Source organism: Novosphingobium guangzhouense (assembly GCF_002896965.1).
Taxonomy (GTDB): domain Bacteria; phylum Pseudomonadota; class Alphaproteobacteria; order Sphingomonadales; family Sphingomonadaceae; genus Novosphingobium; species Novosphingobium guangzhouense.
Map to the genome: position 1 here is coordinate 1 of NZ_LYMM01000040.1, position 21,914 is coordinate 21,914.

At 63.7% G+C, this 21,914-nt stretch carries 29 protein-coding genes and 1 tRNA gene; 10 read left to right on the plus strand and 20 right to left on the minus strand.

From position 1 onward, the window contains the following. The 16 genes from A8V01_RS14380 to A8V01_RS14450 all read right to left on the minus strand — a co-directional run. Positions 1-1,372: FAD-dependent oxidoreductase (locus A8V01_RS14380; protein WP_170065937.1), on the minus strand; the 1,372-nt coding region annotated here is incomplete at its 3' end. A 229-nt stretch (positions 1,373-1,601) separates the two neighbouring features. Beyond that, on the minus strand, positions 1,602-2,183 hold the full coding sequence (locus A8V01_RS14390) for a hypothetical protein (RefSeq protein ID WP_103096531.1): 582 nt from the start codon (positions 2,181-2,183) through the stop codon (positions 1,602-1,604). Then, positions 2,180-2,830 carry a hypothetical protein gene (locus A8V01_RS14395; protein ID WP_245892556.1) on the minus strand — a complete coding sequence of 217 codons (651 nt, stop codon included), beginning with the start codon at positions 2,828-2,830 and terminating at the stop codon, positions 2,180-2,182. Before A8V01_RS14395 ends, A8V01_RS14390 begins: the two co-directional genes overlap by 4 nt. 22 nt (positions 2,831-2,852) lie before the next feature. After that, positions 2,853-5,711, minus strand: coding sequence for a phage tail tape measure protein (locus tag A8V01_RS14400; protein ID WP_103096533.1), 2,859 nt, complete (start codon positions 5,709-5,711; stop codon positions 2,853-2,855). A 17-nt stretch (positions 5,712-5,728) separates the two neighbouring features. Further along, the gene (locus tag A8V01_RS14405) at positions 5,729-6,733 is read right to left on the minus strand and encodes a head maturation protease, ClpP-related (RefSeq protein ID WP_103096534.1); all 1,005 of its coding nucleotides are present in this window, start codon (positions 6,731-6,733) and stop codon (positions 5,729-5,731) included. Further along, entirely contained in the window at positions 6,726-8,045 is a 1,320-nt protein-coding gene (locus A8V01_RS14410) for a phage portal protein (protein ID WP_211295020.1), read from the minus strand. Before A8V01_RS14410 ends, A8V01_RS14405 begins: the two co-directional genes overlap by 8 nt. 170 nt (positions 8,046-8,215) lie before the next feature. Next, positions 8,216-8,539 (minus strand): hypothetical protein, encoded by a 324-nt coding sequence (locus A8V01_RS14415; RefSeq protein ID WP_103096535.1) that lies wholly within the window; start codon positions 8,537-8,539, stop codon positions 8,216-8,218. Beyond that, on the minus strand, positions 8,536-8,829 hold the full coding sequence (locus A8V01_RS28220; protein ID WP_146037266.1) for a hypothetical protein: 294 nt from the start codon (positions 8,827-8,829) through the stop codon (positions 8,536-8,538). Before A8V01_RS28220 ends, A8V01_RS14415 begins: the two co-directional genes overlap by 4 nt. Then, on the minus strand, positions 8,822-9,586 hold the full coding sequence (locus tag A8V01_RS14420) for a helix-turn-helix domain-containing protein (RefSeq protein WP_103096536.1): 765 nt from the start codon (positions 9,584-9,586) through the stop codon (positions 8,822-8,824). The genes A8V01_RS28220 and A8V01_RS14420 overlap by 8 nt, the downstream gene beginning before the upstream one ends. Next, entirely contained in the window at positions 9,583-9,993 is a 411-nt protein-coding gene (locus A8V01_RS14425) for a DUF1064 domain-containing protein (protein ID WP_103096537.1), read from the minus strand. Before A8V01_RS14425 ends, A8V01_RS14420 begins: the two co-directional genes overlap by 4 nt. Then, positions 9,978-10,139, minus strand: coding sequence for a hypothetical protein (locus tag A8V01_RS28635; RefSeq protein WP_170065938.1), 162 nt, complete (start codon positions 10,137-10,139; stop codon positions 9,978-9,980). Before A8V01_RS28635 ends, A8V01_RS14425 begins: the two co-directional genes overlap by 16 nt. Before the next feature lie 2 nt (positions 10,140-10,141). Continuing rightward, on the minus strand, positions 10,142-11,167 hold the full coding sequence (locus A8V01_RS14430) for a DUF2303 family protein (RefSeq protein WP_103096538.1): 1,026 nt from the start codon (positions 11,165-11,167) through the stop codon (positions 10,142-10,144). An 18-nt stretch (positions 11,168-11,185) separates the two neighbouring features. Then, entirely contained in the window at positions 11,186-11,605 is a 420-nt protein-coding gene (locus A8V01_RS14435; RefSeq protein WP_146037267.1) for a hypothetical protein, read from the minus strand. Between the two features lie 70 nt (positions 11,606-11,675). After that, positions 11,676-12,122, minus strand: coding sequence for a hypothetical protein (locus tag A8V01_RS14440; protein WP_103096540.1), 447 nt, complete (start codon positions 12,120-12,122; stop codon positions 11,676-11,678). Then, positions 12,119-12,616, minus strand: a complete 498-nt coding sequence (locus A8V01_RS14445) for a winged helix-turn-helix domain-containing protein (RefSeq protein WP_146037268.1) — start codon at positions 12,614-12,616, stop codon at positions 12,119-12,121. Before A8V01_RS14445 ends, A8V01_RS14440 begins: the two co-directional genes overlap by 4 nt. After that, positions 12,613-12,930: a hypothetical protein gene (locus tag A8V01_RS14450; RefSeq protein ID WP_103096542.1), complete on the minus strand. Its 318-nt coding sequence runs from the start codon at positions 12,928-12,930 to the stop codon at positions 12,613-12,615. Before A8V01_RS14450 ends, A8V01_RS14445 begins: the two co-directional genes overlap by 4 nt. 86 nt (positions 12,931-13,016) lie before the next feature. Here A8V01_RS14450 and A8V01_RS14455 point away from each other — a divergent pair, with 86 nt between their 5' ends. Next, positions 13,017-13,211 (plus strand): hypothetical protein, encoded by a 195-nt coding sequence (locus tag A8V01_RS14455; protein WP_103096543.1) that lies wholly within the window; start codon positions 13,017-13,019, stop codon positions 13,209-13,211. Between the two features lies 1 nt (position 13,212). Here A8V01_RS14455 and A8V01_RS14460 read toward each other — a convergent pair whose 3' ends face one another. Then, entirely contained in the window at positions 13,213-13,479 is a 267-nt protein-coding gene (locus A8V01_RS14460) for a hypothetical protein (RefSeq protein ID WP_103096544.1), read from the minus strand. A gap of 194 nt (positions 13,480-13,673) precedes the next feature. On the opposite strand from A8V01_RS14460, the gene A8V01_RS14470 reads away from it, so the two are divergent. From A8V01_RS14470 to A8V01_RS14500, 7 genes are all read left to right on the plus strand, one after another. Further along, complete coding sequence (locus tag A8V01_RS14470) at positions 13,674-14,495, plus strand: S24 family peptidase (protein WP_103096546.1); 822 nt, start codon at positions 13,674-13,676, stop codon at positions 14,493-14,495. A 119-nt stretch (positions 14,496-14,614) separates the two neighbouring features. After that, complete coding sequence (locus A8V01_RS14475; protein WP_103096547.1) at positions 14,615-14,824, plus strand: hypothetical protein; 210 nt, start codon at positions 14,615-14,617, stop codon at positions 14,822-14,824. Between the two features lie 91 nt (positions 14,825-14,915). Then, entirely contained in the window at positions 14,916-15,158 is a 243-nt protein-coding gene (locus tag A8V01_RS14480; protein ID WP_103096548.1) for a hypothetical protein, read from the plus strand. Between the two features lie 77 nt (positions 15,159-15,235). Then, positions 15,236-15,433: a hypothetical protein gene (locus tag A8V01_RS14485; protein WP_103096549.1), complete on the plus strand. Its 198-nt coding sequence runs from the start codon at positions 15,236-15,238 to the stop codon at positions 15,431-15,433. A gap of 141 nt (positions 15,434-15,574) precedes the next feature. Continuing rightward, the gene (locus tag A8V01_RS14490) at positions 15,575-16,093 is read left to right on the plus strand and encodes a cupin domain-containing protein (RefSeq protein ID WP_103096550.1); all 519 of its coding nucleotides are present in this window, start codon (positions 15,575-15,577) and stop codon (positions 16,091-16,093) included. Beyond that, a complete protein-coding gene (locus A8V01_RS14495; protein ID WP_103096551.1) occupies positions 16,090-16,596 on the plus strand; it encodes a phosphoadenosine phosphosulfate reductase domain-containing protein in 507 nt (168 codons plus the stop codon). Before A8V01_RS14490 ends, A8V01_RS14495 begins: the two co-directional genes overlap by 4 nt. A 218-nt stretch (positions 16,597-16,814) precedes the next feature. Continuing rightward, positions 16,815-18,032 (plus strand): hypothetical protein, encoded by a 1,218-nt coding sequence (locus tag A8V01_RS14500; protein ID WP_103096552.1) that lies wholly within the window; start codon positions 16,815-16,817, stop codon positions 18,030-18,032. 50 nt (positions 18,033-18,082) lie between these two features. Here A8V01_RS14500 and A8V01_RS14505 read toward each other — a convergent pair. From A8V01_RS14505 to A8V01_RS14515, 3 genes are all read right to left on the minus strand, one after another. Beyond that, positions 18,083-18,156 (minus strand) — tRNA-Gly (locus A8V01_RS14505). A 126-nt stretch (positions 18,157-18,282) separates the two neighbouring features. Next, positions 18,283-19,776 carry a GGDEF domain-containing protein gene (locus A8V01_RS14510; protein WP_103096553.1) on the minus strand — a complete coding sequence of 498 codons (1,494 nt, stop codon included), beginning with the start codon at positions 19,774-19,776 and terminating at the stop codon, positions 18,283-18,285. A 92-nt stretch (positions 19,777-19,868) separates the two neighbouring features. After that, positions 19,869-20,669, minus strand: coding sequence for an enoyl-CoA hydratase-related protein (locus A8V01_RS14515; protein WP_103096554.1), 801 nt, complete (start codon positions 20,667-20,669; stop codon positions 19,869-19,871). A 62-nt stretch (positions 20,670-20,731) separates the two neighbouring features. Between A8V01_RS14515 and A8V01_RS14520 the strand changes: the two genes are divergently transcribed. Further along, positions 20,732-21,148, plus strand: a complete 417-nt coding sequence (locus A8V01_RS14520) for a secondary thiamine-phosphate synthase enzyme YjbQ (RefSeq protein ID WP_103096555.1) — start codon at positions 20,732-20,734, stop codon at positions 21,146-21,148. 79 nt (positions 21,149-21,227) lie between these two features. Then, complete coding sequence (locus tag A8V01_RS14525) at positions 21,228-21,902, plus strand: CDP-alcohol phosphatidyltransferase family protein (RefSeq protein WP_103096556.1); 675 nt, start codon at positions 21,228-21,230, stop codon at positions 21,900-21,902. Positions 21,903-21,914: the final 12 nt, after the last annotated feature.

Consider the following 21,914-nt stretch of genomic DNA (forward strand, 5'->3'; position numbering starts at 1 on the left):
CAATCTTGAACTGCTCGTGCGGCAGGATCATCTCGACCGGGATTTCATAGGCCGCCGTGTGGTCGGTGACGTTGGCGGGCGTACCTTCCTCGCGCAGGCGATCGGTGTAGAGCACCCCAGCGCCGACATTCAGCTTGCGGGTCAGCTGGATTGCGTGGACATCCCAGGTGTAAGCCCACTTGCCGATGCTGGTCGCCTTGGTAGGTGTACCGCCAAGGTTCGCGTCAAGCTGGTCGAAGTACGTGACGGTGACCTTGCCGATCATGCGGCGCGTCTCGCGAACGTAGCACCATTCCGGCCAGCCCGCGCCGAACTGCGAATACTGGAATTCGTCACCGGGCAGACCGAGCGGCCCAGTCGCCCCGGTGTTGTCGGGCGTGGTGGTATCGTTCCAGTCGGCCTGCATGTAGCCGAGGCCGTAGTTCAGGGCCTCAGGGTCGTTGGCGGTGAACCACATCTGCCCCTGCTGGTAGAGGACGTGCTGTTCGACGATTTCACGACGCCGCGCCCAGCTGGCTTCCGGATAGAGCGCGCTGAAATTGAGCGCGTCCATGGCGTTCCAGTTGACCTTCTTGCCCGCCGTGAATTCCTGATATCCGTAGGAGCCGCCGCCACGACAGATCTTCCAGCTCTGGTGCGTGCTGGGCCGTCCCTGCCGGTCGTTCGCCAGCTTCTGCGCAAGCGTCGCATAGAAGCGGGTATCGTACCCATAGGGCTTGATCAGCGGCATGTAATTCGCCGGATCGCGGGTGAGCGAGAGGCGGAAGTTGTATGCCTGGACGAGCTTGTCGCCCTGGCCGGTCGTTTGCAGCGGATCGGGAACGATGATCGGAAGCGGCAGCGCCTGCACTTCATCGAGCGTAGGAACGCCGATGGTGCCCGTGTACTGCTGGAAGCCGACGCCCCCGCCCTGGTCGGGGCCGTAGTTGGCCGGGATGCCCTGCGGCTGCACGCCAGCGTTCGGCTCGCCCGTCTCGGCGAAGGATTCACGGCCGTAGCGGTAGCCGTTCTTGCCCATCACCGCAGCGGCGAGGTCCATCTCATAGCTGGCGTCGATGAAGGAACGGCCGGTGATATACCCGACGGCGGTGAACACGCCGATGATGTTTCGCCAGTCATCGGCGCGGGCGCTCGCCATGAAGCACATCGGGCCTTCAAGCTGAATATTCGTCACCGACATTGCCGCATATCGGTCAAGCAGCTCTTGCGTCACGCGCGATGCCGTCTTCGCCTGCGGGCGGTGGCGGTTTTCGAAGCCGTCGATCTCGCCGATGCGCGCGAAGTAGACGTTGCTGGTGACGCCGCCCACGACAGTTTCGGGAGTGACACCGCCTGACGGCTTATCGACGCCGCACAGGCCGTTGGCGGTCACCCCCGTCGAACGATGTCCCCTCGCATTGCCAGGCGGTAAGGGATCGCATCGCCATGGACTGCGCCGATCACGCCAGACATGCCGCGCACACCGAGGTTCCGCATCATGCGCGCCCAGTCGGATGGTCGCCGCGGCGATGGTCCTACAATGTCGCAAATGTCGCGACCTGTTTCGGCAAGCACGTGCGCCCGCCAGCGATCGCCGCAATGGTCGCTCCATGCGGGCTGCCTCACAGAACAGGATCCTGTTTGGACTTCGCCCACAGGATAGGTACCTCGACCATCCTGCTGACATACTCAAAGGCGCGGTCGCCCGGATAACGGCGCTGCTGCCACCAGTCAGTGAACCGGCGGATTGCCGGCCTGCGCTGATCTCGCATTCGACTTTCGCCGCCGGCCGTCACGGTGATCGTTTCTCCGGCGTCGACAATTTCGTAAGTGTCAAGGCGGCCCTTCCAGATATTCTTGAACCCGACAACCTCGCGATAGCCGGGATCAAGAGCCCCGACGTAAAGCTCGTAAAGGCAGCCGCGCACAGCTTGGTCTGCGATGTCGTCTCGGAACTCTGACGGCACCTGATAGAGCGTGGCTTTGACGCCTACTGCGGAACCGTCGGTGCCTTCGCCTACCGTATCGATCTGGCCAAGCCCTCCGATGGCGGACCATTCCTCACCGCCGTAGTGGATCGTGGCATTGCCGGTGACGGCATAGACCGGATCAGGGAGATCGATGTGCACGCCCATGAAGGGGCGAAGCTCAGACTTCTCAATCTCCGCCTGCAGCGCCGGGTCAAGATCACGCAAACCGCTCACAACAGCTCCTCCGTGAATTCCAGCGCGTATTCAATGGGCGAACCGACTTCGCCTTCGTTCTGGCCAGAATCATCGCCTCCGCTCAATCTGAACCGGGCTGGAATCTTGCCAATCGGCAACTCTGCGCCGGACGGTATGGCTGATGATAGCGGCGGCTTAAATCGCACGGTGATCAGCCCGTCTGCTGGCGCAATGGACGTCATGCGGGCGATCGTTGGACTAAAGCCGGTGACGATGTGAGGCCGTCCGTCACCCCCAACATAGTCGCCAATGGAGGGGCCAAGGTTCCCCTCGCCAATCTGAAGCGTGATCGAGGATGATCCTATCGGCGCAGTCACTGCCACAACAGCGGGGCCATGATAGTTCGTCAGGTAATGCTGCGGACGCGGACGGCGGAAATCATGGAACAGCACGCAATTGAGGCCGCCATCCATCTCGGCGATCAAAGCATCAAGGCGGGCGCCGTAAAACGCAGGATCATTCTCGGTTGGACCGACGCCAACTTCCTCGTATCCGTGCCCCGCGCGGAATGTAAGGCGCGCCAGCCAGCGAGGGGCAGAGAGGCCATAAACCTTGCGTGTGCGAGTAAGAGGGCTTTCCTGCCCACCGACATGTGGCTGAAGGTAGAATGCAGTCTTGTAGGGCACCAAGCCCTCTGGCCAAACGATATCAGGGCCCACGTCGACGAGCCTCCATTATGCCTTGAATAGCTGCTTGGCGAGCGGCGTCGGCGAACCTGATTGCTTCCGCTTTAGTAGCCAGATCGACAGCGCCGGTGAACGGCATGTTGATATCGACGTACATCGCACCGAATCCGCTGTTGTCGTTCCCATGCGAGATGTCGACCATCTCACCAGCCGTTGCGCGAAAAGCGACAACGTTCCTGTCGATGCCAGGATTGCCGCCGACTTTGAACGATCCCCCGGTTTTGAAACCTGGCAGATCGTTCCAGTTCACACCCTGCGCCGCAGCAGCAGCCGAAGCGTTGCTGCTAAGGCTCGTCCCGCCGCCGAAGATGCTGCCAACTACGCTTCCAATGGCGCCCAGGATACCGCCGCCACCTCCAGAGCTCCCGATATTGGAGAACAGCTTGGAGATGAGATCGGCGAGGCTGTTGAGCGCCTCTTCCATCCCCTTCGCGACGCGGTCGCGCCACCAGTTCTTGAACCAGCCCTTCAGATCGCCATCGAGCGCAGCGCGCACGCCGTCCTTGAAGGTATCGCGGAAAATGCCCGTCTGCCGGGCCTTCTCCATCTCGTCCCACTCACGAGATGCCTTGTCGAGCGCGTCCTGATCGCCCAGGTCGGGATCATCGCGCTGGAGTTGCCGGATGCGCTGGCGAATATCCACTTCGCGCTGGAGTTGCCGGATGCGTTCGTCGCTATCGCCGCGCGCTTTCGCGAGTTCAAGCTGTCGATCCTGCTCATCCTCGGCGAGCAGCCGCGCGCGGATCTCCGCACGGGCCTGATCTACGTCGAGTTGCTGCCGAAGCGCGCGAGCGGTTGCCTCCTCGATCGAAAGTCCGTCCCGCTGAAAGCCTGCGATAGCCGCCTTCAAGTCCTGCTGGCGCTGCAGGGTTTCTTCCAGCGAGCGGTTATCGCTGATCCGCGCGAGGTCAATCTGGTGTGCTTCTTCATCGCGCTCCAGATCCTTTGCCAGCCCTTCGCGGCGCGCAGCCTCCAGCGTCGCCATGTCACGCTTGGCCGCCGCCGTGGCGGCCTCCAGCGACAGGCCCGTGCGCTGATATGCCTCGATCTGCTTGCTGAGGTCCAGCCGCGACCGAATCGCGCGCTCGGCCTCCACGTCGCCGCGCAGCCGGGCCGCTTCAAGTTCGAGATCGTCCTGCAACTGCTGGCGGTTGCCAGCATCATAGGTCGTGTTTCGACCTTTCGAGCCGCCCTTCTTCTTCGAAGCCGGGTCGTCCTCGAAATTGACCGTCTTCTTCGGCTCCGCCTTGGGCTCGGCTCCGGTTTCCGGCTTGGCGGGCGGGGCGGGCGTATTGTCGTTCGCGCTGCCACCCAGGTCGAGGCGCTCCTTCAGCGCCGCATACTTGTCGCCGATCCACTTCGCGGCGTTGCCGATCCACTTCATCAGCCCGCCGAACTTATCGACCAGCCACGCCTTCACGCCCTGGTAGACGCCCTTGGCCGCAGCGACGACATTCGGGAAGGCGTTGGCGACGAAGTTGACGCCGGACTGCACCGAACTCGTGAACCATGCCACGATCGTCTGGAAGCCATCGGCCAGCCACTTCTTCGCCGCCGCCCAAGTCTGCTGAAGCGGGGCGCTGATCTCTGGCACCAAGGCCGAGATCACGTTGATGATTGTGTCGTATACCGCCTCGATCACTCGGCCAGCGGCTTCCCATGCACCGGAGAAATCGCCGCTCAGCAAGGCGCTGATGACGTCCACCACACCGCTCACGATGTCCACGACGCCGGAGAACGCGGCGATCACGCCCGCCAGCACCCGCTCGATCACCTCGCCGGCCAGCATGATGGCACCGACAAGCACCGTCCCGACTACGTCCTTCAGGCCCGACAGGAGGGCAATCAGACCATCGATCGCGGAGCCGATGGGGCCGCCGGACAGCTTCGCGAAAAGGTCGCTCAGCTTGCCGAACAGCGCCTGTACCGGCGGACCGAGAGTTTCGCTCATGCTCTGCCAGACGGCAGATAGCGCGAAGGCGATCTCGTCCTTGAACATCAGTATCGCGCTGATCGCGAGGCCGACCGGCCCCATGAACGCCAGCAGGCGTCCGCCGACCATAGTCAGCACGCGAGCGAGGCCCATCTCCCCCAGCAATCCGATCACAGTCGTGACGGGCGAGATGATGAGGCCGAGGGCGCGCCCGATCAGGCCGAACTTCGATGCGGCGAAGTTCGCCAGAAGCACTGCGCCAACGTGACCGATGACCACAAGCAGAGGGCCGAGGGCGGCGGCAAACGCCGCGAAGGCCGCGCCGACTTTCTTCACCGAGACCGGGGCGTTGGCGATAGCCTCGAGCATGCTCGCGAAGCCGTTCTTGATGGCCGTCGTGAATTTCAGCAGGCCGGTATCGAGCCCGAGCGAGATCTTGACCGCCTCCCACGCCGCGGCGATGCGCTTCCCGGCCGCCTCCGAGCCCTGCATCATGACGTCGATCTTGCCGTTGACGTCACCGTTCGCCACGGCGTCGCGGTACTTCTCGAAGCCCTCGCGCCCTTGGTTCATGAGGCCGATCGCGGTACGCGCGGCGTCAGCGCCGAAGATCGGCGTGAGCGCATCCTGCTTGCTCTTGTCGGTCAGCCCTCCCAGCGCGTCTTGCAGGATCTGGGCCTGCTCATTCAGCGGCTTGAGCGCGCCAGACTGGTCATAGAACGAGATGCCGAGCTTGCTGAGGGCCTTTGCGCCCATGATCGCTCGCGGCATTGCGGGAATGACAGGTGCGTCCAGGTTCAGCTTCGGGGCTTCGGCGCGGAGGGCGCGGAACGGAAAGGCGAGCAGGGTCGCCACCGCCGCGAGGGCGGTCATGGTAGTACGCTTCATGGTGTTGCCTCGTTGGCTTAGCTGCGGAAGGACTGGGCAAGCCGCTCGATTGCGGCGGCCAGTTCGGGATCGCCGCCAGCGCCAGGCGTGTCGGCAGGCTCGAGGACAGCGCCGGGCGTGCCCTTGATCTTGTTGATGCGCGCGCGGGCATCGCCCCGGGTCGCGCCGCCGGCGACGAGCGCCAGCTCCATCGCACGCACGTCGTTTACGGCCGCGTCCGATGCCTTTGCCTTCTCATCGACCTTGGTCTGATCGGCGGACAGAAGCTCGTCGGCAAAGCCGCGCTCAATGGCGACGGATCCGGACATATACGTCTCCTGATCCATCCACTTTGCGCACTCTGCTGCCGTCCTGCCGCTGCGCTGGGCGTAGACATCGGCCATCGCCTGATCGAATGGCGCCAGAAATTCCGCCACTTCGGCCATGTCGTTGCGGTTGCCTGCTGCAACGACCCAACAATTGTGGATCATGATGAACGACGCAGCGCCGATCTGCACCGTGTCGCCCGCCATGGCGATGACCGACGCGGCAGAAGCCGCCATACCCATGACCTTGACGGTGATGTCCTGCGGATGCTCGCGCAGCACGTTGTAGATCGCCAGCCCTTCGAACATGTCCCCGCCGGGGCTGTTGATCTGGACCTCCACGGGGCGGTCGCCGATGGCGCGCAGCTGGGCTGCAACCTTCTTCGCGGTGACGCCGCCGCCGGTCCACCAGTCCTCGCCAATGACCTCGAACATGGTGATGACATTGTCCCCCCTGTCCAGCGCGGCGGGGCGGATGCCTGCAGCGTCGGCATTCCACCGATCCAGAACGGGGGCGGGCGTGAGTGCGGAAACGCCGCGTTCAGCCGGGACCGGGAGGGCTCCGGGGCGCTGGCGGGCTTTGACGCCACCGATGATCGAGCGCGGCAAGCCGGTGGGGCCGGGTATCGGCCGTGCGCCGGGAAGCGGCCTGCCGTTCACCGTCTGGACAGCAGGCGGCCGAGCGCCTGGCGCGGGCTTTGAGGGCTGATCAGTCATCGACATTTTCCTTGGGCGGCGCTGCCGGCTTGGCGCTGGGTTCGGGGATTTTGTCACCGCCCTCGACGGGATTGAGATCGAAGGCGCCGCGGACTTCGTTCTGGGTTCGATATCCATTGTTGGGCCCCAGGGCCTTGGCGAAGAAGTCAGCCTGATCCTTGAGCGATCCGCGCAGAAGCGCGCCCTCGTTGAACTTGACGTAGAGCTCGTCGGCATCCCGCTCGGCATCGGTCAGGCACGAACGCTCGATTGCCTGCTCCCAGGCGATGAACCACGGCATCAGGCAATAAGTTACGAAGAAGAGGCCCAACTGCTCAATCCCGCTGCCCCAACTGGTTTCGTCGAACATGAGCAGCGGGCGCGGTACGCCGGTAAAGCGTGAAACCTCCTCCGCCTGCCGCTTGCGCATCTCGTCGTACTGCGCATCCTTCGCGCTCGCGATGAACGGCTTGGCTTTCAGCCCTTCTTCCAGAATCAGCCAGTCACCAGCATTTTCGCCATCGGCGCGGCGCTCCCTGAGGTCTGCCCGCAACTGTTCAATGGCTTCGTCGCCAAGCTCGCCGTCTGTCTCGAGCGAGCCGCCGGCCATGACGCCGCCCTTGAGCATCTTGCCTGCGGCTGTCTCTGCCTGCGCCGCGATCCCGATGGCATTGACCGCCATGTCGATGAGGTTGACCCCCTTCAAGCCGTCACGGGTGACGGGATGGCGGAAGTGGAAAACCTCACTCTGCCCGAGCGTAACCGTGCCCCCGGTCGGGCGCCGGTATTCGAACGTGAGAGTGAAGTCCTCTGACAACTTCGGGGTGACCGATTTGCGTTTCAGCGGCACAAGGGCGATGATCTGGTTCGCCCGGCCGCGCGACATCCCGCGAACGATCATCGCATAGGCATTGCCGTCCAGAAGTGCCAGCAACTGCATATAGCTCTTGAACTCAAAGGCCGTCTGATACTGGTTCGGGCGCTTGTGCAGGATGCGGTAAAGCGGGTGATCCTTGGCCTTAGCGATCGTCTCCTTGCCTTCCGCATCTGTGGTCCGGCGCATGAGGTGCGTCGGCAGCATGCCCATGGCGCTGGAAATCAGGTGGACTGCGCGAAAAAACGTGCTGTTGCGCAGTGCCATGGCCTCATTGACACCGACACCGGCAGCAGACGAGCGACCATCACTGAGGAATTCTGCAAGAGCGGGACTATCCATGTCCCAGGTTTCGTATGCCGCCGGCGAACGCCGCATCGGGCCAGCATCGACCGGTGCTGTCTCGCCAGCTATCGTTTCGGGCATGCCAATGCCGAGCAGGCGGTCAAGAAATCCCATGCGGCCTCCTGCTAGATCTTGATGAGGCCGCGACGAGCATAGACCGACTTCTTCTTGGGCTGCTCGTTCATCGCTGCAGCCCCAACCGCCATCGCCACGGTGACCACGCCGTCGATACGACCGCGCGAGCGCTTTTTGTCGAACGCCCGGTTAGCGGACCTTGCCGCACTTCATGATTCGCAATCCGAACCGGATTCGTAATCGGCACGAGCAAGCTCGATGGCGCGCAGGATTATGCCGCGCTGCGCCTCGCGGTATGCGCGCTGGATGTACGGCGCCACCTTGTCCGCATGGGTGGTGCCGCTTGCAACGACCGTCAGTCGTTCCTGCAGCACCCCTTGCAACGGCGTGCGCTGGCCTGATCCGGTCTTGCTCAGGGCGTGATCCGACAGCCATGCCAAAGCGAGGCCACCGTTCGATCGCCGCACAAGTCTGGCCTGTTCGTCGTGGATGCGCTGCAGTTCTTCACGAACCGGGATAGGGTCGATGCTCATGCCGGCCGCCGCTCCGTGATCGGATGCATGATCCGGTGATTGTGGCGATCAGCCTCCTCATCCTTCAGCATCTTGTCCTTGCGGCGGATTTCCGCGCAGACAGCTTCGTCATCGACGCAAACCGGGGTTCCGTTCGATCCCACGATCCACATGACGTCAGCGCGCGTCTTCTCCCGGTTCCGCCATGCGCACCAGGCGTGAGCGTTGCTGTAGCCGTCCGGGCAGTGATCCGGTGATGGTCCCTTCGATTTCGAAGGTCTGGCCGGAGCGTCCATCAGTGGATTAGCCATTGTAGTTACCCTCTAAAATCTTCTGAAAATTGGATTTCTGGGTAGCCCAGTCGAAGTTGCAGCCGAGAAAGCGCTTTCCCCGGATCTCGTCGCCGCGCAGGAACGCGGACGCCTCGATGTTCCCGAAGACCTCGCGGAAATCGTCGAGCGTGTACCCGGCAATGCGGGCTTTGAGCCGCTGCCTGCGCTCCGGGGTCAGCGCCCGGACCCGGGGCTTGCCGAGGCGACCGGCGAGGGCGTTCCAAGCCTCCACGACGTGGTCGGGCTCGATCTCCGGCGGGGCGGCTGGCGGCGCGATGGGATCGCCCAGCAAATCCCGATCTTCGGAAACCTCATCCGCACCGGCATCCCCGGCAGGGGGTGCATCAATCCCGTTAGGGATTGAGGGGGTAGAAGGTTCCAAAGAAGGTTCCGTGTCCCGTTTCCGGTACTGTTTCGAGGCGGAAACGGAACTGTTCCGTTTTTGGGATGGTTCCGTTTGCGGAACTGTTCCCATTCCGGCACTGTATACCTTCACCTGATTGGTGCGGCCGGTGCGCTCGCCAGTGTCAGTGATGTAGCCGCGCTTCTCCAGCTCTGCGGTGTTGGCGATGATCGCCTTCCGGTCCTGCCCCGTGATCTCGGACAGGTGCGCGATGGATGCGAAGATGCGCCCGGTGCGGTAGTTCGCGCACTCGCACATAGCGACGAGCGTGAACTTCAGGCCGCTCGGCTTGATGTCCTGCCGGAATGCCCAGGCGAGGGCCTCGCTGCTCATTTCTTTGTCACCCTGAAATCGATCTCGGGCCACAGCGCACGCGCCAGTGCCCAGCGCAGGGGGAAGTCGCGCACGATCATGCCCTTGCGGTCTTCGACGACCTTCCGGCCGCCCTCGATGTATGCGAAGTCCGCGCGCAGTCGCGCCTGCTGCCCGTTCTCGAGCATGACGGGGCGGCCTGCGACGGCGAACCTGAATTCCGGCTGCTGCTCAAGGCCGCAGATGGCCCCGGCGCGCTCGAGCATGGTGAGCTCGTAACAGCGCGCAGCTTCGCTCGCGCTGTCGTGGATGTGCCCAGCCGCACAGCGCGTCTTCTTGGCGCCATACTTGTTCCCTGCCGCCTTCTTGGCGGGCGGCAGGGACACGAAGTCGGCAAGGGACATGCGTTGTGTCACGGCGCGGGCCATTCCACGGCAGGCATACCCATTTCCGCGCGCATCTGATCAGCGCGGGCGCGGATCAGCGCCCGGCGCTGCGCATGGCCGATCTTGGCCAGGGCAACGCCGGGATTGACCGGCTCGGGCTTGCGCTTGCGGGTGAGCCAGCGGAACATGCTCAGAAGGGACGCCGGTCGTGATCAGCGTCGGCCGCAGGTTCTTCTGCGGTACCGGCATAGATCGGCAAGCCGGTTTCGGCGGCGACCTGCTCCAGCGTCTCGTTGAACGCCTGCTCGAAAGTCAGGTCGGGGCGCCACAGTTCGAACCAGAAGACGGGCTTCCCGCTCTGCAGGCGATACCGCAGGCGGGCGATGATCCGATAGAAGACCGTCGAGCGCGCGAAGATCGGGATCACGATCGAGAACAGCTTGGGGAAGTCGACGGGCTTGCCGTCAGCCTGCTTGTGCTCGGACACGAACGCGAACTGCGTCTCGCCGGTGGTCAGGTTCACCGCCTCGCACGATTCGGCCGTCTCGTAGATGCGGAACTTGAGCGAGAGGTCGACCAGCCGCGTGGGCGATGCGATGGCGCTTTCGGTGGTGGCGCGGTTGGACTTGGCGAAAGCCTGCGCCTGCTCCGACCATGCGGACACCGGATCCTCGGAGACGTCGACGATGTGCGTCTCGAGGAACGCGGCGAAGTCGCCCATCGTCATGGCCTTGCAGTCCTTGGAGAACCACGCCTGCCATTCCTTCGAGAGCGGGTAGGCATAGGTCGCCTTGTGCCGCCGGTGGCGCGCACGCTCGTGGGCTACGACGCCGAATTCGTCGATGTTGGCGGGGTGATAGTCGAAGATCGCGGTGAGGGACGGCTTCTCGAGGTCATCGACGGCGAAGATCGCGGAGTTGATATCCTTGAAGCGGTTGGTCAGCGCAATGAACGACGGCAGCTGCGTCAGCACGGCAGTGCCCTCGCGGAACAGCGGGTTGGCACGGAAGTCGTCGAAGTGCACGCCATAGAGCGGCTCGACGCCCTTGCCCGATACGATGAAAGGCGCGGTCGCGCCGTCGCGCGGGTCAGTGACATGGATTATTTCCGGCCGGATCTTCTTCTCGGCAACATTGAAGGCCGTGGCCATGAGTTCGCCGGTGCGGTCGGCAACGGTCGCCGCGGCGATGGCGGTGGTGCTGGTATCGGTGGTCATATGCTCTGCGTCCTTGGATCAGCCGCGCACAACGCGGGCTTCGGTGGTGACTTCGCGGATGGTGCCGAACAGGTTGCCCTGGCGGGGCTTGTTCGGGCTCAGGCGGCCGTCGCTGGTGAACCAGGCGACCGTGGCGCCGTGCTTGGCCGTCGGCAGCTTGAAGGCGAGGCTGGGCGTCAGAACCGAGAACTCGCGGTCGGGATCGAACTCAACGTCGATCTTTAGGGTGATGGAGCCCTTCACCTTCTTGTCGCTGTCGACGCCGGCCGCCTCGAGCTTCTGGGCGAACTCGCGCAGGGGCTCGCTGCTGTCGGCGTTGAACGCGCCGTCCTTCAGCATCATCAGCAGGTCGGTAAGGGTGGAGGCGGCGGGATAGCGCTGGCCGCCATCGGCTGCGCGCTCCTCTATGATTTCGCCCGTTTCGGCGTTATGATCCATGCTGTTCACTCCGGCGCGCATCTCAGGTCATCCGGCCGGGGTGCGCGCCATCCCCCTGACCCGAAACTTGTCAGGCGGCTGGCCGCAGCTTCGCGAGCTGGGCATCAATGGCGTCGCGCGCGTTCTCGAGTGTGCTGCGGTTGGCGCGCACCTCCTCCTGATCGACGACGCCGTCTTCCAGTGCGACCGAGATCGCGAGGGCAGCCTTCAGGATGGCCGACTGCCCTGCATAGTCGCAATGGACGCCGGGCCGGCTGCCTTCTACGAGGGTACGGATCGGACCGATGAAGCGCCCGTTCCATTCCCGCCATGCAGCAAGAAGCGAGAAGCCCGACATGTCGGAGAAGTCGCCGTTGCAGTATGCCTCGGCACGGTCGCCACTCTTGCCCATGACGCGACCCATGTCCGCATAGGTGAGGCCGTCCTCTTCCTTGATGGCCGCAAGCGTCTCGGCGATCGTGTCGCGGACGGATGACGCGGAAAAGATGGGCCTTCCCCCGGTGGATGTGCGGTTCACAGCTGGGTTACCTCGGCAGCATGAAGATGGACGGGTACGAACGTGATGCGCGGCGCCGCGCGCGAGTGACGGCAACCGATGTCGCCGCGAATCTCGCAGAAGGGACACGGATCGCGATTGACGCGGACGGGTTCGGGTCGGCTGTGGACGGCCGGGACGGGAGCGGCTGGTACCGGTTGCGCCTTGTGATCGATGGGCATGGACACATCGCCGTCACGCAGGTGGACGCGCCAATGTGGGGTGGCGGGATGGCCGCCTGTGCTCTTGCCGGTCGCAACGATGGTGACGATGCGCGACATGCTGAAACGCTCGACGACGATCAGGCCGCGCTCTTCCAGCCGCTTCATGGCGTTGACCGGGACGCTTTTGCTGGAAGCGCCGATCATGCGTGCGAGCTCGCCGTTCTGCGGGCAGGGCTGACCACGCTCGGCCGCCTTCGTGATGGCGGCGAGGATCCGGTCATCCTGCTCGAGAAGGCGCCCGGCGCGGCTCATGACCGCGCGTCCCATGCCCAGCCGCGCGCCGTTCGACCGTCGATACCGCGCAGGGGAAAGTGGCCCCCGGTCGCCTTGCGGATTTCACGGACGTGATTGGCCAAGGTCTGAGCCGTTGCGTTTGGCAAGTCGCGGTGTGTGAGCGGGCGACCTTTCGCACGGGCGATCGCGTAGAGCGTGCGGCTGACAGCGCGGCTAATCTCGATCGGATAGCCGTCACGATAAGCGCCGACGGGCGTCAGGAGCCACTTGCCGCGCCAGATCGGGGTGCCTTCGTCCTGCAGGCCGCCGCAGTGGATGCACGGCGCGCTCATGCGCCCGCACCTCCACGGCTGGAGCTTGACGCCCCAGCCGCTTCGGTCATCGTGCTTGTTCCGACACGAGCACGAAAGGATTTGATATGGCGATTTCCGAAGATACGGCTGCACTTGTCGCCGCGCAGCTCACCGAAACCTGGGCGTCCATGTTCAAGCAGCGCGAAGGCGCACACGGCCTGTCCTCGGACGAAATCACTGATTACATCGAGAAGGCATACGCTCACTTCAAGGCAGTGGCGAAAGGTCCGCGAGGTACCCCCCGCATTCGGTCGGTATAGGTCACGCATCGGTGTTTTCCCGCATGCCGAACAGCACAGCGCCTTTGCGGCTGGCGGCACGGCGGGAGCGCTGCGCGGCGTAAGTTTTGCCAGGTTCCGGGGACCGCCAGACCTCGTCCGCATCGATCTCCTCGCGGGCGATCTCGCGAACTCGCGCCTCAAGCGCATCCATCGCCAGCCGCTGACGGCGCAGGCGCGCGAGGTTCCATGCGGAGAGGATGAGGGACGCCGCCGCGCAGGCGAGGGTGAAGGTGTCGTGCGCGCTCATGCGGCGGCCTGCCGCGACGGGGCGCCACGGTATGAAACCATGAAGTTTCGCACCTTCGCCTCCGTTTCCGGCCACACTCGGCGACCATTGCGGAGATCTCGCACGAACTTCCAGTCGTTGACGGCTTGCCGACCAAAAGCACTGTCAGCCATCGCCGTTGACTTCAGGAAGGCTTCCACTTCGGTGATAAGGGGATGATGGGCCATGCGGTTTTATGCGGGCAACTTCCCGCACATGTCAAGGGAAACTTCCCGGATGCGGGCAAGAGTTCATTGCGGGATAAGTCCCGCATGACGGATAGGAATACGATCTTAATCGACAGGATTGAGGAGCGCCTGCAGGCGCTCAGCATGTCAGACCGGAAGGCCTCAATGGCGGCCGTTGGCAAGCCGGACATGATCCGTGACATAAGGCGAGGGCGTCAGCCTATCGGCGCGCGGCTCTCTGCACTTGCTGGCGTCTTGGAGACGTCTGTGGAATACCTGCAGGGCGCGTCTGACCAGCTTGGCGGCAGCCAGGCGGACAGCTCAAGCATCCGAGCGCTAGTGCCTCGGCCGCAAGATATGCTGCTGGATATTCCGGTTTATGGCACGGCGTTAGGCAGCGAAAGTGAGTATGGCGACCAGGCAGATGGACTTGTGGCGATAGAGCAAACCGACCTAAACACCTCAGAAGTAGTGGACCGCTTCCGCCGCCCTCCCAACCTGATGAACCGCCGCGATGTCTATGGCCTTTATGTGGCCGGAGACTCAATGGAACCCGCTTACGAGGCGGGCCGCGGGATCCTCGTTGACCCTAAAAAGCCGCCAAGCAGTCGCGATTATGTTGTGGTGTATCTTCGAAATCGCGACGACAGCGACGGAGCGGCTGGCGTGTTGATAAAGCGCCTTGTCCGCCGGTCCGGTAGCTACATCGAACTTGAGCAATACAATCCAGCAGCGGTTTTCCGCCTGGATTCGCGGCTATATCGCGAGGTTCATCGCGTGATGCCTTGGGATGAAGCCTTCGGGATGTAGTTAGGAGCGGGCAGCAAATCACGTTCGCGGGAAGCTGCCCGCATTATCCGCTTGACTGCGGGAAGTTGCCCGCATAGTTTGGTTTCCATCGGGGCGCACCGCCCCAGTGGAGACCGCCGATGCGCACCGCATCCCCCACCATCACGATCACGCAGGGCACGCTGCACGGGACCGAAGAGGTAACGTACGTAAAGCTTCCCCTCGTGCAGGCTGTGATTGACAATCTGCTGGTCGCTTTGAACGCCCCAGCCGAACACCGTCGGGTGTACCGCAACTATGCGGCTGCGATGGCTGAGCTTCGCCTCCAGCAGTGGGCTGGCGAAGCATGATCCGGCTCCGCCTCCTCAACGGCCGCTGCCGCATCTTCGACAACGCCTTCGACATGATCGCGTTCGTTGCCAGCCGCATGGGTGAACTGTGATGCGCTGGGTCTACGCCCTCGTGCTGACCTTCGGCACCGCCGCGCTGTTCGGGTTGGATGCCTGGGCCAGCTGGCTCACGAGCTCGAACTCGGAAGCGCGCGCCTTCATCCTCTCCGACGCCTTCTTCCCGATGTTCTTCGGCGGCATCGCCGTCGCCGTCGCGGTGATGCTGGCGGCGGTTTGCCTTCTCGCTTTGATCCCGAGCCGCTCGGGTCGCAAGGCGCCGGAGCGCGGCAATTGACCGTGCCCGGCGTCACCATCTCCCAAAGCACCGGCCGGAACTTTCCCACCCCCCGGGTTCCGGAACTGCCCCCCTCCTTGCCTGCGGCCTCCGGTGCTGCCGCAGGCACCCTTCACCTGACGCCAGCCGAGGAGGAGGCAGTCGCCGCCTACGTCGAGCGCGTCTGGCAGGGCGCCACGGGCCTTTCCGAGGTGCCGCCCCACGACATGCTCTGCACGCTGGTCGGGCTGATGATGCGCAAGGTGCGCGAGATCACAGCCAGCCGCGAAGGCTGAGCCGCAGTTCCACAGGGAATGTGAACCCGAAAGGACACTCAGGCCCCCGCATTCCCTCCCCAGCCGCAATCCCGCGGACATTCGGACGCGCTGAGGGCCGCGTGGGGACGCCCTCCTAGTTTCACTCGAAAGGACCGCCGCGTGCGCCTGAATTACGCCTCTCTCCCCGATATGCAGGCATGGGCCGAAGGCATCATGCAGCGCGAGCAGGATTTCATTATCGGCGACCGGCAGCTGCTGCGCTGGTGGATCATCCCCCGCAACGAGCAGCTGAACGTTTACCTGCACGCCGTGCTCAAGAGCGACGAGGACCGGGCGATGCACGATCATCCTTGGTCGAACGTCAGCTACCTGATCGCGGGCAGCTACATCGAGCACACGCCCGAGGGCCGCATCGTCCGCAAGGCTGGTGACGTGATCGAACGCCCGGCGCACGCGCTGCACCGCCTCGAGGTAATCCCCGGCCAAAGCGCCATCTCGCTGTTCATGACCGGCCCGAAGGTGCGCGAGTGGGGCTTCGCTTGCTCGCACGGCTGGGTTCACTGGGAGGATTTCGTCAGCCGAGAGAACGCGGGCGTGATCGGGCGCGGCTGCGGTGAGTACGGCGACCTGTCGCCGGTCACGCCTGAGGGCCAGCCGCGCAGGGTGATTGCGGCATGAAGCCCGTTTCCGTCCATGACGTGCAGACGGAGGGCGTTGAACTTACGCTCCAGTCGCTGCGCGCCTACTGGTCCGAGCATCAGCACTTCGCCGTTGCGTGGTCGGCCGGGAAGGACAGCACCACGCTGCTGACGATGCTCGTCCACTTCATCGATGCGGGCTTGCTGCCCCAGCCGGAATGCCTGTGGGTTTTCTATGCCGACACCCGGCAGGAGCTTCCGCCTATCCAGATGGCGGCCGAGCAGATCATGGCGAAGCTGCGCCTGCGCAACTGGATCCGTGTCGTTACGGTCCGGGCGCCGCTCGACAAGCGGTTCATGGTCTACATCCTCGGCCGGGGCGTGCCGCCGCCGAACAACAACACGCTGCGCTGGTGCACGCGCCAGATCAAGGTCGAGCCCATGGCGGCCGCGCTGGAAGAGGCGCTGCAGGACGTGCCCGGCAAGGCCCTGATGCTCACCGGCGTGCGCGCCCGACAAGGATCTCTGCCCCTCTCACGCTGACGAATTCCAGGCGTGGAGGGCTCGCAAGGCAGACCAGAATTCACAGAGGAGTAGCCCCGCGCCATGACCGCACACCCACCGGACCTGCAGCGCAAGTTCGATAAGAAGCTGGACCAGCGCAAAGCGATGCAGCTGTCCCCCGAGGAAATGGACCTTCTCGTAGAGTGCGGCGCGTATGACGCCATCGTGAAGGCAGCACAGGAATTCAGGAAAGCCGAATGCCGAGAACGAAACGCCCGAAGCCGCTCTATCAACGCGGCCAGTTCTCCCTCTACCCCCGCCCCGGCCGCCATCCGGAAATCGTCTGGTATGACGAAGACGCCAAGCGCGAACGAAGCGCTAGCGCGCGCACAGGCGATCTTGAACAAGCCAGGCTAGCGCTGGACCGCAAATACCTCGAAGCCAGCGGCGCGCACTACTGCCCCCGCTGCGGACAGGCAACCAATGGGGAGGCAGCGCCGATGCTGCTCACTGCGATCTCGGACTACATGCTGAAGAACGAGCATCAGGCCGGCTACGTTCGCTCCACCAAGCCGAGGCTTTCCAAGGTGATCGAGTATATCGCGGCCACGGATACCGGCATCACCGTGCCGGCGATCAGCGCCGAATGGGTCGAGCGCTTCCGCCGCTGGCTGGCGGCGCAGCCGGTGCGAAACAAGGCGGGCAAGATTATTCGTGATCGCTCCCCCGGCGGCATCGAGGGATGCGTCCTGCAGCTTGCCGCCGTCATCAATTCGATGAAAGGCCATGAGGCGCAATTCAAGGCGAGGTCGGTGAAGGATCTGGCCAATTCCCCGGTCTACCGGGCCGACATCGACATGCTCGCAGCGATGTTCAGGTTCTGCCTTTACCCGGAGCCCAAGCCAAAGCAGCGATGGTCGCCGAAGGTGGCCAGGCTGACTGTCGAAGGTCGCACCAACTTGCTGCGCTACCTTCGCGCCGCCGTCGCTACCTGGGCAAGGCCTGACGCGATCTACGATCTGCGCGCGAAGGGGCAATGGCACCGCGAGGCGGGCGTACTGGCCCTCAATCGACCCGGCCGGGTGCAGACAAAGAAGTACCGGCCTGCGATCCCGGTCGCCCGACAGTTCGCACCGTGGCTCGACGAGGCGATGGGGCGCGAGAACTACCTGCCCGTTTCCACGATCCGGCATACCTGGGATGCGATGAAGGTTCACATCGGCCTGCCGGGCGATGCGGAGGCAGGTGAAAAGCTGATCCGCCGTAGCGTCTCGACGATCTGCCGGCGCAGCATCGGCGAGGCGAACTGGACGCAAGGAGAGATGATGCTCGGTCACCGCAAGGCAAGCATCTCGGACCTCTATGCGATCCCCGACCCGGCGAACCTCGGCCTCGCTCTCACGGCGACCGAGAAGCTGATCGACGAGATCGAATTGCGTGTTCCGGGTGCGTTTACCGCAGGGTTACCGCACTAAGAAGATGGCCGTGGTTCCGGCCGGGTTGTGTAAACGGGAGTTTTCGGCGTTGGAGCGGGTGAGGGGAATCGAACCCCCGTATTCAGCTTGGGAAGCTGCTGCTCTACCATTGAGCTACACCCGCATTCAGCGACCGACGCCGCTTCATGCCATAATCCGATGAGTGGGCCACCGGGGCGAGGGCCTAGTGGCACGACGACAACCGCGTCGTCAACGCCTCTCTTTCGCGGTCCGCCAAACCACGCCCGGTTCAAGCCACCCTGCCGCCTGTCGACGGCGAGAAGGTATCCACCGCCCGCAGATGGGCCGTACTTTTGCGCGTGACACGGTTGCGCCCGCTCCGCTTGGCTTCATAGAGCGCCGCGTCTGCAGACGATACGAATCTGGCCATCTCGGTATCGAGAGCATGCGCACAGGCTATGCCGATGCTGATGGTGACGACCCCTGCCCCCGCACCCACCCCCGAAGGCAGGCCGAGCGCCTCGACCGACGCCCTCATGCGTTCGGCGATCACAGCGGCGTCGAAAGGGTCGGTGCCGGAAAGGATCACCGCGAACTCTTCTCCGCCGTAGCGGGCGACAAGGTCACTGTCGCGGCGGGCACAGCCTGAAAGGGCCGCCGCGACGGCCCGCAAGTGCTGGTCGCCCACGGCATGGCCGAATTCATCGTTGAGCAGCTTGAAGTGGTCGATATCTACCATCAGCAGCACCAACGGCTCCGCACCCTCGCGCCGTCGCGCCCATTCACTGGCCAGCACTTCGTCAAAGCGGCGACGGTTGGCGATGCCGGTGAGCGCATCAAAATGCGACAGGCGAGCCAGCTCGTCCTGCTCCTCAAAGTTGCGCAACTGCACCAGCGTCGTGCGCAGGCCATAGCCGAGCGAGGCCGTGACGCAGCCGCCGATCGCGATTATCGGATCGTAGGACACCAGCAGCACCGAGACCGCCAGCAACGTCACCGGAATCAGGAGAGGCCCGCCTGCACGAACGATTCTGGGCCAGGCAGGTGCGGATACCGCGGGCTCCAGACCTTTCCGATACGGCGCGCCGATCGCATGCCATGCAAGGATCAGGAACGGCAGCACGACGACCAGATCACTCCAGCCTCCATAAGGCGTCAGGGCATGGACGTGATTGATGTAACCGGCGCTGATCAGGTAAATTACGGCATAGGCGGTCATCGCCCGGAAGAATGGCGCGCGTTCGCGGGTTCGCACCATGAACCGGATGATCGCGAAAAGCGCGATGAAAAGGTTCTCGACGTCGAACATGAGTTGTAGCGCACCGATCGTCTCTGCCGGCGTTCGGGATTGAGAGATCAGCTTTCCGACATGGACGTAATACAGGTATCCCAACGCCGCAGCCAGTGCCGCATCGACCAGCCGGACCTGCCACTTTTCATCGGACGGGCTCGCCAGCGCGAAAATCAGCGGCACTCCGTAGAGCACGTATAGCAGCATGCTGAGCCTGTCTTCGCGCACGATGTCCAAGAACAGGGTGGCTATCATCGTGGAGGTCATGCCCCCCGCCCAGCACAGCATCGCCAGACTTGCAGCAAGCCAGCCCTCGAAACCATCCTTCCAGCCGCGATAGAAGCATGCGGCGGCGGCAAGGACGGGGGCTGCGATCAGCCAGGCGAACGATACCTTCGCGCCGTGCTCTCCCGCAAACAGGATAGAGAACGCATGGCCTGCCAGAAACAGGACCGGAAGGGCAGCAGTGATGATCCTCGATCCGTGCCGCATCTTGTTTCCTTGGGCGAGGCACTCCTTCGATGATCCTGTGCCACAAGCACCTTTAATCGAAGTTAATTCGCGGGCACTTGTGACCTTGGCATTTACTGCGGGTCGGCCCAGAGGGGAGTGCGCTTTTCAAACAGCGCCGTACCACCTTCGCGCGGGTCCGTACCGGAAAGCATGGCCTGAACGTCTGGCAATGCGAACATTTCGGCGTTGGAGGCTTCCATGCCGAGGTCGTAATAAGACTTCATCACGGCCTTGGTGGCAATGATCGAGGCGGGCGAGCAGGCTGCGATCTCTTCCGCCCAGCGACGGGCACAATCCATCAGTTGCGCGTCCGGAACCACTTCGGCGACAAGGCCCCAGTCGTGGGCCTGCGCAGCGGAAATCCGCCTTGCTGTCAGCAACATGGCATGTGCGCGCTTGGGGCCAAGTTCCTGCACGATGCGCTGGATGCCCCCGCCAAGCGCCGCAAGGCCGACCCTGGGTTCGGTAAGGCCGAAGCTGGCGCCTTGAGCGGCGACGATCACATCGCAGGCCAGCGCCGCCTCGAAGCCGCCGCCAAGCGCGAAGCCGTTGACTGCGGCGATCACCGGTTTGCGCCGGGCAAAGCGCCAGACCAGCCCCGCGAACCCGGTTGCAGGCACCGGCATGCCCTTGAAGGCGCGCGGATCGTCCTTGGCGAAAGGCGTGCGCAGATCGGCGCCTGCGGAAAATGCCTTGTCCCCTGCCCCGGTCAGGATCGCCACCCACAGCGATGGATCGGCTTCGAAGCGGTCGAACACCTCGCCCAGTTCGAAGTTCGCCTCGCCGTGAAGAGCGTTGCGCATTTCGGGGCGGTCGATCGTGACCGTCATGATCCGGCCATCGACCGCCACCTTGCAGAACTTCGTGTCCATGGACGTCCTCTTCCTTTCGCGCCGCGGTTGAAAGCGGCATCGTGAACGGGCACCGTTGCGCGATGAGACAAGCCTCGACCATCCTTTCCATCGATACGCCCGGCCGCGGCTTTACCGATATCACGCGAGCGATGGCCGAATGGGTGGCGCAGGCCGGCATCGAGGAAGGGCTGCTGACCCTGCTTTGCCGACATACCTCCGCCTCGCTGCTGATTCAGGAGAACGCCGCGCGCGAAGTGCGGGTGGACCTTGCCGCATGGCTGGACCGGCTGGCTCCGGAAGGTGCGCATTACATGCACGACGATGAGGGGCCGGACGATATGCCGGCGCATCTCAAGGCAACGCTGACCGGCGTTAACCTGCAGATCCCGGTCATCGACGGCGGCATGGCGCTGGGCACCTGGCAGGGTATCTATCTTGCCGAACACCGGCAAAAACCGCATCGCCGAGAAATTGCAGTGCATCTGATCGGGGCATAACCGCCCCTTACGCGACGGGCTGCCGCATCGCGGCGGCAGTTGGCCTTGCCAAGCCTTCAGCTTGTCACAATAAGGCCCCATGCAGGAAAATCGTATTGCGCCCCCCGCCCGAATCCAGCGCAACCTTCTCGCCATCGGAGAGCGGCGGCTGCTCGACTGGCTTTGCGCGCGGATGCCCGCCTGGGTGAAGCCCGATCTTCTGACCGGCCTTGGCATGGTCGGCGCGGTCCTGATCTTCGCCGGATATGCTACCAGCCTGCTCGACGAAGACTGGCTGTGGCTGTGCATTCCGGGCTACCTGCTGCACTGGTTCGGCGATTCCATGGACGGCAGCCTTGCCCGGTTCCGTCATATCGAGCGCCCCCGCTACGGCTATTTCCTTGACCATAGCTGCGATGGCATCGCGACCTTCCTGATCCTGCTCGGCATTGGCGTCAGCCCCTATGTACGGCTTGAAGTCTCGCTGATCGCGATGGTGGGGTATCTGCTGCTGTGCATCCACGCTTTCCTGGCGGTGCGCGTGCTGGGCGAGATGCGCCTTTCATACCTCAACGCCGGGCCGACCGAACTGCGCCTGATCCTCATCACGCTGACATTCGCGATGCTGGTGCTGGGTGACAAGCAGCGCGACATGGAGGCGATGACCGGGTTCGACTGGTTCGTGGGCAGCGTAGGCGTGGTGCTGATCGGCCTGTTCGTGGTCCAGACCGCGCGCTCGGTGCGCAAGTTGGCGCGGATCGAACCGGCGAAGTGACACTGCCCCCCC

Bases quoted from the DNA above. Each gene is read 5' to 3' on its own strand.
- A8V01_RS14400 (WP_103096533.1), bottom strand. From the start codon at position 5,711: ATGAAGCGTACTACCATGACCGCCCTCGCGGCGGTGGCGACCCTGCTC.
- A8V01_RS14405 (WP_103096534.1), bottom strand. From the start codon at position 6,733: ATGACTGATCAGCCCTCAAAGCCCGCGCCAGGCGCTCGGCCGCCTGCT.
- A8V01_RS14410 (WP_211295020.1), bottom strand. From the start codon at position 8,045: ATGGGATTTCTTGACCGCCTGCTCGGCATTGGCATGCCCGAAACGATA.
- A8V01_RS14415 (WP_103096535.1), bottom strand. From the start codon at position 8,539: ATGAGCATCGACCCTATCCCGGTTCGTGAAGAACTGCAGCGCATCCAC.
- A8V01_RS28220 (WP_146037266.1), bottom strand. From the start codon at position 8,829: ATGGCTAATCCACTGATGGACGCTCCGGCCAGACCTTCGAAATCGAAG.
- A8V01_RS14420 (WP_103096536.1), bottom strand. From the start codon at position 9,586: ATGAGCAGCGAGGCCCTCGCCTGGGCATTCCGGCAGGACATCAAGCCG.
- A8V01_RS14425 (WP_103096537.1), bottom strand. From the start codon at position 9,993: ATGGCCCGCGCCGTGACACAACGCATGTCCCTTGCCGACTTCGTGTCC.
- A8V01_RS28635 (WP_170065938.1), bottom strand. From the start codon at position 10,139: ATGTTCCGCTGGCTCACCCGCAAGCGCAAGCCCGAGCCGGTCAATCCC.
- A8V01_RS14430 (WP_103096538.1), bottom strand. From the start codon at position 11,167: ATGACCACCGATACCAGCACCACCGCCATCGCCGCGGCGACCGTTGCC.
- A8V01_RS14435 (WP_146037267.1), bottom strand. From the start codon at position 11,605: ATGGATCATAACGCCGAAACGGGCGAAATCATAGAGGAGCGCGCAGCC.
- A8V01_RS14445 (WP_146037268.1), bottom strand. From the start codon at position 12,616: ATGAGCCGCGCCGGGCGCCTTCTCGAGCAGGATGACCGGATCCTCGCC.
- A8V01_RS14450 (WP_103096542.1), bottom strand. From the start codon at position 12,930: ATGAGCGCGCCGTGCATCCACTGCGGCGGCCTGCAGGACGAAGGCACC.
- A8V01_RS14455 (WP_103096543.1), top strand. From the start codon at position 13,017: ATGGCGATTTCCGAAGATACGGCTGCACTTGTCGCCGCGCAGCTCACC.
- A8V01_RS14460 (WP_103096544.1), bottom strand. From the start codon at position 13,479: ATGAGCGCGCACGACACCTTCACCCTCGCCTGCGCGGCGGCGTCCCTC.
- A8V01_RS14470 (WP_103096546.1), top strand. From the start codon at position 13,674: ATGATGGGCCATGCGGTTTTATGCGGGCAACTTCCCGCACATGTCAAG.
- A8V01_RS14475 (WP_103096547.1), top strand. From the start codon at position 14,615: ATGCGCACCGCATCCCCCACCATCACGATCACGCAGGGCACGCTGCAC.
- A8V01_RS14480 (WP_103096548.1), top strand. From the start codon at position 14,916: ATGCGCTGGGTCTACGCCCTCGTGCTGACCTTCGGCACCGCCGCGCTG.
- A8V01_RS14495 (WP_103096551.1), top strand. From the start codon at position 16,090: ATGAAGCCCGTTTCCGTCCATGACGTGCAGACGGAGGGCGTTGAACTT.
- A8V01_RS14500 (WP_103096552.1), top strand. From the start codon at position 16,815: ATGCCGAGAACGAAACGCCCGAAGCCGCTCTATCAACGCGGCCAGTTC.
- A8V01_RS14510 (WP_103096553.1), bottom strand. From the start codon at position 19,776: ATGCGGCACGGATCGAGGATCATCACTGCTGCCCTTCCGGTCCTGTTT.
- A8V01_RS14515 (WP_103096554.1), bottom strand. From the start codon at position 20,669: ATGGACACGAAGTTCTGCAAGGTGGCGGTCGATGGCCGGATCATGACG.
- A8V01_RS14520 (WP_103096555.1), top strand. From the start codon at position 20,732: ATGAGACAAGCCTCGACCATCCTTTCCATCGATACGCCCGGCCGCGGC.
- A8V01_RS14525 (WP_103096556.1), top strand. From the start codon at position 21,228: ATGCAGGAAAATCGTATTGCGCCCCCCGCCCGAATCCAGCGCAACCTT.